This is a genomic window from Yinghuangia sp. YIM S09857 (assembly GCF_051388915.1).
Taxonomy (GTDB): domain Bacteria; phylum Actinomycetota; class Actinomycetes; order Streptomycetales; family Streptomycetaceae; genus Yinghuangia.
This window is the reverse complement of the sequence record NZ_JBPKBH010000014.1, coordinates 130,313-137,647: the sequence shown is the minus strand read 5'-3', so window position 1 is coordinate 137,647 and position 7,335 is coordinate 130,313. Positions and strand designations below refer to the sequence as shown.

At 71.8% G+C, this 7,335-nt stretch carries 7 protein-coding genes; 6 read left to right on the top strand and 1 reads right to left on the bottom strand.

Going from position 1 to position 7,335, the window contains the following annotated elements; all coding sequences use genetic code 11:
- Positions 1-479: 479 nt before the first annotated feature.
- Together ACRX5S_RS27145 and ACRX5S_RS27140 are read left to right on the top strand one after the other, a co-directional pair.
- On the top strand, positions 480-977 hold the full coding sequence (locus tag ACRX5S_RS27145; protein WP_436775727.1) for a universal stress protein: 498 nt from the start codon (positions 480-482) through the stop codon (positions 975-977).
- Positions 978-1,318: 341 nt separating this feature from the next.
- Positions 1,319-2,557, top strand: coding sequence for a MerR family transcriptional regulator (locus ACRX5S_RS27140; RefSeq protein ID WP_436775726.1), 1,239 nt, complete (start codon positions 1,319-1,321; stop codon positions 2,555-2,557).
- 123 nt (positions 2,558-2,680) lie between these two features.
- Here the strand turns inward: ACRX5S_RS27140 and ACRX5S_RS27135 are convergent, their stop codons facing one another.
- Positions 2,681-3,388 carry a TetR/AcrR family transcriptional regulator gene (locus ACRX5S_RS27135; protein WP_436775725.1) on the bottom strand — a complete coding sequence of 236 codons (708 nt, stop codon included), beginning with the start codon at positions 3,386-3,388 and terminating at the stop codon, positions 2,681-2,683.
- 256 nt (positions 3,389-3,644) lie between these two features.
- On the opposite strand from ACRX5S_RS27135, the gene ACRX5S_RS27130 reads away from it, so the two are divergent.
- The 4 genes from ACRX5S_RS27130 (at position 3,645) to ACRX5S_RS27115 (ending at position 7,290) form a co-directional block, all read left to right on the top strand.
- A complete protein-coding gene (locus ACRX5S_RS27130) occupies positions 3,645-3,923 on the top strand; it encodes a DUF397 domain-containing protein (RefSeq protein WP_436775724.1) in 279 nt (92 codons plus the stop codon).
- A 161-nt stretch (positions 3,924-4,084) separates the two neighbouring features.
- Entirely contained in the window at positions 4,085-4,771 is a 687-nt protein-coding gene (locus tag ACRX5S_RS27125) for an ATP-binding cassette domain-containing protein (RefSeq protein ID WP_436775723.1), read from the top strand.
- Entirely contained in the window at positions 4,768-6,126 is a 1,359-nt protein-coding gene (locus tag ACRX5S_RS27120; protein WP_436775722.1) for a YhgE/Pip domain-containing protein, read from the top strand. The genes ACRX5S_RS27125 and ACRX5S_RS27120 overlap by 4 nt, the downstream gene beginning before the upstream one ends.
- Positions 6,127-6,243: 117 nt before the next feature.
- A complete protein-coding gene (locus tag ACRX5S_RS27115; RefSeq protein ID WP_436775721.1) occupies positions 6,244-7,290 on the top strand; it encodes a tetratricopeptide repeat protein in 1,047 nt (348 codons plus the stop codon).
- The last annotated feature ends 45 nt before the right edge of the window (positions 7,291-7,335 follow it).

The window sequence follows — 7,335 nt, the reverse complement described above, 5'->3', positions numbered from 1 at the left end:
CACGCCCCTCACCCGCAGCCGTGCGCCCGCCCGCATGCCCCAGTTTCCGGACCGCACCTTCGGCGCCGCCCGGCGCTGCGCGCCAACAGCCGACCGCGACCGCTTGCGGGTGGCCAAGTTCCTTCTGCTGTCGGGTGGGACGCGTGCGCGGCGAGGCCGGGTGCCAAGGGGCGTCGGTGGTTGGTTTGGGGTGGCGGGCGCTACGGGGGGAAATGGACAAGAGGGTTGGGGGTGCGGGGAGGGGTAGTACCGGTGGTGCGGGGGCTGTTGGGGTGTCGTTCGGTGATGACTTCACTCTGATGGAGGTTTCCCGGGGCCGGGGGGCTCCCGTACGGCCGAGTAGGCGGATATCGTGCGTGCTCGACCACCGCACGGCCTGTCCGATTCCGACCGCAAGACGTAATCTGTATGCATAGGCTCTTTATTTGATCTCTGAGGGGCCGCGCAGCGCTCCTCCTCAGCAAAGACGCCCGATTGCCATGGCTGCTTTCGACTTCAGTGACCTGCCGGACGGCACCCCGTTGCTCCGTCCCGAATCCCCGCGTCCCCGCGACCCCGCGTTCCAGCACCCGGTCGTCGTCGGCTTCGACGGCTCGGGGGCAAGCGAACGCGCACTGGCGTATGCGGCCGGAATGGCCCGTCGGATCGGCGGCGGGCTCGTCATCGTGCACGTGGCCAACCGCATCCCGGCCACGGTGTGGGCCGGTTGCGAGCCCCCGGTGTTCATCGACGTGCCCGACAACCGCTCCGAGGCGCTCGGCCTCGAACTCGCCTGTGCCGACCATCTGAGCGACGTGCCCTGGATCCTCGTCGAACGCGGCGGCGACATTTGCCACGAGATCGAGGACGTCGCCAAAGAGTTCGCCGCCGACGCGATCGTCGTCGGCGGTTCCTCCGGTTTTGTGAGCCGCCTGTTCGGCTCGGTGTCGTGCCGTCTCGTGAAACACGCGAAGCGGCCCGTCGTCGTCATCCCCTGACCCGCGTCCGGACGATCGGCCCCAACCTGGTCGATGTGCCCGTTCGTCGGACGCGACAGAGGACACAAAGCCGGAATTAGTTCAGAGTATGTCGTGTTCTGCCCTGATTGATCCCCACGTTCTCCTCCTCCTCGTGATCGAGGTTCCAGCCCTCCTGCATTACGTTGCTGCCCAGCCACGAAACCGCGGTCCGTCGAGCTGCCGGTCGACTTGGGGCGTCGACGCGGAAACACGACGGGCGACGTCGGCCGCCGGACCGGTTCCCGGAACCGTTCCCGGAGCCGTGGCGGGGGAGCGCGTGGCCGGGTGAGGGTGACACACAAGGATCGCGAGGCACGAGGTTGGCGGAGTATCGGATCGAGGACCTCGCCCGCGAGGGCGGTACGACCGTGCGCAACGTACGGGCGTACCAGGACCGCGGGCTCCTGCCCCGGCCGCGCCGGGCCGGCCGGGTGTCGCTGTACGACGGCGGCCACCTGGCGCGTCTGCGGCTGATCGGCCAACTCCTGGAGCGCGGCTACAGCCTGGTCAGCATCAAGGAACTGCTCGACGCGTGGGACAACGGGCGCAGCCTCGGCGGCGTGCTCGGCCTGGTCGCGGAGGTCACCGGGCCCTGGAGCGACGAGGAACCCGGCAGGATGACACGTGCCGAGTTGACCGGCATGTTCGGCGGGCTGTCCGATCCGGTGGTCATCGCCGGCGCCGTGCAGTTCGGGCTGTTGGAGCCCGAGGACGACTCGCTCACGCTGTTCCGCGTCCCCAGCCCGCGCGAACTCGCGGTATGCGCCGAACTGCACGCCGCAGGCGTCCCCGTACACGCGGTGCTCGACCACCTGCGCGCGCTCCGCGCCGATATGGAGCGTGTGGCGGGCTCGTTCATGCAGTTGACCGAGACGTATCTGTGGCAGCACTACCTCAAGGACTCCTCGCTGGAGGAGGCGCCCGAGATGGCCGAGTTGATCCGGCGGCTCCGCCCACTCGCGCAGCGCGCCGTCGACAGCGAACTCGCCCGCGCCATGCGGCGTCTGGCGACCCGTCAGCTCGGCGAGACGCTGGGCAAGGTGCTGGAGGCGGAGAGCACCGAGCCGACCGCGCAGGCGTCCGAGGAACCGGACGCGCCCGCGCTGGAGCGCTACCCGTTCATGTCGGACGAGTGGATAGCCGCGGTCTCGCGCCTCAGCCGCCTGATCACCCCGGACCCCGAGAAGCGCACGCCGCACCCGGCCGTCGTCGACATCGTGGTCAGTGACGTCCCTGGCCGCGACGACCCGGCCGAACTGCACCTGGACGTCTTCCACGGCCGCGTGCTGGTCCGTCCCGGACTGCTGCCGGGGCCGGACCTCATGATCCACATGGACTACCCGACCGCGCGGAGCCTGCTGCTGGACAACGACCGTTCGCTGCCGCGCAAGGCGCTGGTCGACGGGCGGATGACCGCGCGCGGCGACCTGTTCGCGCTCACCACGTTCCGCGAGGCGATAGCCAGCCTCTCGGGCTGGGACCTCGCGGGGGTGCTGACCGAGCTGACGGCGGCCGAGCCGGGGGCGGACGAGGCGCCGCCGGACCCACAGGCGGAGTAGGCAGGCGGAGCGCCAGGCACCAACAGGCGAATCACCAGGCGACAACCACAGGCGGCAGAAACAGGCGGCACGAGCAGGCGACTCACCAGGCGCCCACACGCGACGCAGCGTCCGCGCGCCGCGTCAGGCCCGGATCTGTCCGAGCAGCCCCTCGATGTACGTCCGGAACACCGCCGCCATGTCCATCTGCTCCGGGTCGAGCAGCCACTGCAATTGCAGCCCGTCCATCATCGCGATGACCTGCCGTGCACACGCCTCCGGATCCAGGTCCGCGCGCAGCTCCCCGGACGCGGCGCCGTGCCGCAGCGCCGTCGTGATCGACGTGGACAGTGCGCGGTAGCGCTCCCGTGCCCACGCGTGTGCCGGGTGGTCCGTCGTCACCGCCTCGCCCGTCAGGACCGTGAACAACTGCACGATCCCCGGTTTGCGCGCGTTGTGCTCGACGAGCGCGACCAGTGCACGCAGCGCGGGCTCGCCGCCGTCGGGGAGGTTGGACAGGTCCAGGCGCTCGGCGTCCATGCTGTCGCGCAGGTCGAGCACCGCGGTCAGCAGCTCCTGCTTGCTGCGGAAGTGGTGCAGCAGGCCCGCCTGGGTGAGCTCGGCACGCTCGGCGATGCGCGCGAGCGAGGTGCCGCGGTAGCCGTTCTCGCCGAACTCCTGAAGCGCGATGTTGAGGATGCGCGCGCGCCGTGCGTCGCCGGTCGCGTACCCCTGCCTCCGCCCGCGCCCCCGCGCCGGGGCCGCCGCGGCGGCCGGTTCCGCGCCGCCCGGGGCCTGCCGCGCCGTCTCGGATGAGGCCGTCCCGGATGAGGCCGTCCCTGATGCGTCCATGGACCCATCCTGCCGTGCGGCGGATCGGCCCGGTCACGGGGAACGTCGCGCAGACGTCACAAAACTACCGTTTGCAGGGTGTTGCTCGCCGTCGCCCTGGCGGCACGCGCGCGGGCCGATCCGTCCGCCCGTGATGCGTTCCCCGGACGATTCCCACGTACAGTGTCCGCGCCGTCGCGTTGTGCCGTACCTTGCTCTCGGGCATCCCGGCAACCGCGGAGTGCCGCGAACGACCGCACACGAGAGGGGACTCGCGATGGCGACGCAGGAGGAGATGGAGGCCGAGAAGGCCGAGCTGTACGCGCGCGACATCAGCGGCGCCGAGTGGATCAGTTACGGCGAGGACACCACCGGCGAAGGCGTCGTGCAGACCGCCGAGATCGGCGGCGGCGCGGTCGCGATGCGCAACTCGGCGCACCCCGAGGGGCCCATCCTGCGGTTCACCAAGGGGGAGTGGGACGCGTTCGTGCTCGGCGTTAAGGACGGCGAGTTCGACCTGGAGCGCCTCGCCGAGCCGCCGGTGGAGACGTCCTGACGGCCCACGCCGACGTCCTGACGGTCCGGACCGACGTCCCGGCGGCCCATACCCCTGCCCCCACCGCGTAAGGGCCATTCTCCACTTTTCACCCATTTCACCTGTTTGCATGGCGTTGGCTCGGTTATCTCCTTCGGCATACCGGATGCCCGAGGAGGCGCATGTCAGCGCGTGGAGTGGAGATCGTCGCCGAGGGCGTCGCCGTCCGGGGGCCCGCGGGGATCGTCGTACGGGACATCGCCCTCGACGCGCGCCCCGGATCCGTGAGCGTGCTGGTTGGCCCCGGAGGCTCCGGGCGCACCGCCCTGCTCCTCGCGCTCGGCGCCCGCTTCCGCACCTCCCGAGGCACCATCGCCGTCGACGGCACGCCCCTGCCACGCGGCGCCGCGCACGCCCGGCGGCGCATCGCGGTGGCCCGCGCGACCCCCGTCGTCGACATCGAGGAACGCCTGACGGTCGGCGAACTCACCGCCGAGCGCCGCACGATCGGCGGCCCGCGCGTCTCCGACGAATCCCTGGCCGATGCCTTCGACCTGGTGGACCTGCCGTACGCGCCGCACACCCTCGCGGGCGACCTCTCCCGCGTCGAGCAGCTCCTGCTGCTTCTCGCCCTCGCCGCCGCCGAGCAGCCGGGCGGCGTCCTCGTCGACGACGTCGACTCCGGCATCGCCGGAACCGACCTGGACCGCGCCTGGCACGCGGTCCGCACCCTCGCCCACTCCGGCCCCACGGTCGTGGCCACCGCGACCGCGCCGCCGCCGCCCGGCGCCGCCGCGGCCGACCTGGTGGTGGTGCTCCCGGGCCACCAGACGCACCTGCGGGCGGCGCGCGGCGGGAGCCGCCGGTGAACGTCCTCCGCCTCGCCTGGCTTGAACTTCGCCGCTTCCGCGGCCCGTTGCTGATCGTCCCGATCGCCGTCTCGCTCGTGCCGCTGCTGTACGGGTCGCTCTACCTGTGGTCCAACTGGAACCCGTACGGGCACTTCCCCGAGGTCCCCGTCGCCATCGTCAACCAGGACCGGCCCGTGTCCGCGTCCGGCCAGACCCTGGCGGCCGGCGCGCAACTGACCGAAACCGTCGTGCGGCGCAACGACTTCGAGTGGCACCAGGTGGACGCCGGCAAGGCGGCCGACGGACTCCGGGACGGCGACTACTACTTCACCGTCACCATCCCGCCGGACTTCAGCGCGAAACTGGCCAGCGGCCCGACCGCGCAGCCGCAGCAGGCCCGGCTCACGATGACGCTCAACGACGCCAACGGCTTCATCATCGGAACCGCCGCCGAAAGCGCGAAGGCGACGCTCCAGAGCGCCATCACCCAGGCGGTGCAACAGACATACGCGCAACAGGCGTTCACCCAACTCGGCGCGCTCCGGCAGCAGCTCGGCCAAGCGGCGTCCGAGGCCCGCCAGTTGCAGTCCGGCATCGGCACCGCCCCCGCGCCGCAGTTGCAGCAGGGCGCGGGCGACCTCGCGGCCGGACTCGACCAGGCCGCCGCCTCGGTGCCGGCCCCGGCCGGTGCGCAGCAGGAGCAGGGCAGCGCGGGCGTGCTCACCGCGCCCGTGGTGATCGACGTCGACAACCTGCACCCCGCGAAGGTGTACGGGCGCGGCATGGCCCCGTTCTTCTTCAGCATCGCCCTGTGGGTGTTCGGCCTGACCGCATATCTCGTGCTCAAGCCGTTCAACGCCCGCGCGCTCGCGGGCCGCTCCGGCGCGCTCACCGTCGCGCTGGCCGGATGGCTCCCGGCGGCGTTCCTCGGGGTGGTCGGCGCGTACGTCCTGTACGCCGTCGTCGACCTCGGACTCGGCCTCGACCCGCGCCAGGTCGGCCAGACGCTCGGACTTCTGGCCCTCGCGGCCGCCGCCTTCGTCGCCATCGACCACCTGCTCAACGTCGCCTTCGGGGCGATCGGGGACGCGCTCTCGCTCGTCCTGCTGATGCTCCAGCTCACCTCGTGCGGCGGGCTCTACCCGATCGAGACGACCCCGGCGCCGTTCCAATGGCTGCACCAGGTGCTCCCGATGACCTACCTGGTGGAGGGGCTGAGAGTGACGATCTCCGGCGGCGAGGGCTGGATCCTCACCCGCGCGGTCCTGGTCCTCGGCGCATACCTGCTGGTGGCACTGGCCGTGTCGGCCCTGGTCCTGTCCAGACGCAGGCTCTGGACGATGGCCCGCATGAAACCGGCCATCCAGCTCTAGGGAGTGCCCCGCAAGTCTGGGGATAGCCCCGCATCGGCCGACGGCGGCGGCGCGTAACGTCGTCATATACACGCTTCGGGGTCCGGTCTCGCGCAGAATCGGACCGGGGAGAGAGGTGTGGAGAAGGCCGAGGGAGGGCGTACGACGATGGGTGTCGACAACGACGCGACGCAAAGCGCGCGGGTCGCGGGCCAGGACGCAGCGGGAGCTGCCCGGGACGTGAGTCGAATAGAGGCGCTGCACGAGAAAGCGGAGGCCGCCTTGAAGGAGCTCGGGCCGGATCACCCCGGCACGCTGGACGCACGCGCCGACTGGGCGCGCGCGCTCGGCGAGGAGGGCCGTACCGCCGAGGCCGCGGCGGCCTTCGGCGAGCTTGTCGACGAGTACGCACGGCTGCTCGGCGCGCAGCACCCCGACACCCTGCTCGCGCGCCACAACCAGGCCTTCTGTCTCGGCGTGTCCGGCAACGCCGTCACCGCCGAGGCCCTGGCCCGCAACGTCGCCGCCGACTACGTGCAACTGCTCGGCGAGGACGACCCGGAAACGCTCAACGCGCGCGCCGCGTGGGCGCGCTGGATCGGTGAGGGCGGCGACGCCGGGGCCGCCGCACGCATACTGCGCCCGGTCGTCGACAGTTGCAGCGATGTGCTCGGCCCCGTCCACGCCGACACGCTGACCAACCGCCACCAGCACGCGCACTGGATCGGCCGCTCGGGCGACGCCGCCGAGGCCGCGCGCCTCATGGGCGACATCGCGGGCGAACGCGAGCAGGTCCTCGGCGCGGAGGACCGCGACACGCTGCTGGCCCGCCACGACCAAGCGGTGTGGACCGGCGAGGCGGGGGGCACCGTACGCGCGCGCGACCTGCTGCGCACGCTGGTGACCGACGCGGTACGCGCCCTCGGCGCCGGCCACCCCGACACACTCGTCATGCGCCACAACCTCGCGCACTGGACGGGCGAGTCCGGCGACGCCGGCACCGCCCGCGCGCTGCTCGAATCGCTGGGCAACGACTGCGCCCGCATCCTCGGCAACGAGCACCCCGACACCGAGAACGCCCGCCGCGCACTGGACTGGTGGACGTGGGGCCCCAAGGCGGGCTCCAAGCCCCAGGACGCCGGGTCGCGCGACGCGAAGGACGAGGCCAAGCCACAGGCGGCGTGAGGTCGGACCGAACCCGGTCGCACATTGCGGCACGCGCCGAACGGA

What these genes read in the sequence shown, in the direction of transcription:
- ACRX5S_RS27125 (WP_436775723.1), top strand. Translation starts at nt 4,085, where the DNA reads ATGTCAGCGCGTGGAGTGGAGATCGTCGCCGAGGGCGTCGCCGTCCGG.
- ACRX5S_RS27135 (WP_436775725.1), bottom strand. Translation starts at nt 3,388, where the DNA reads ATGGACGCATCAGGGACGGCCTCATCCGGGACGGCCTCATCCGAGACG.
- ACRX5S_RS27145 (WP_436775727.1), top strand. Translation starts at nt 480, where the DNA reads ATGGCTGCTTTCGACTTCAGTGACCTGCCGGACGGCACCCCGTTGCTC.
- ACRX5S_RS27130 (WP_436775724.1), top strand. Translation starts at nt 3,645, where the DNA reads ATGGCGACGCAGGAGGAGATGGAGGCCGAGAAGGCCGAGCTGTACGCG.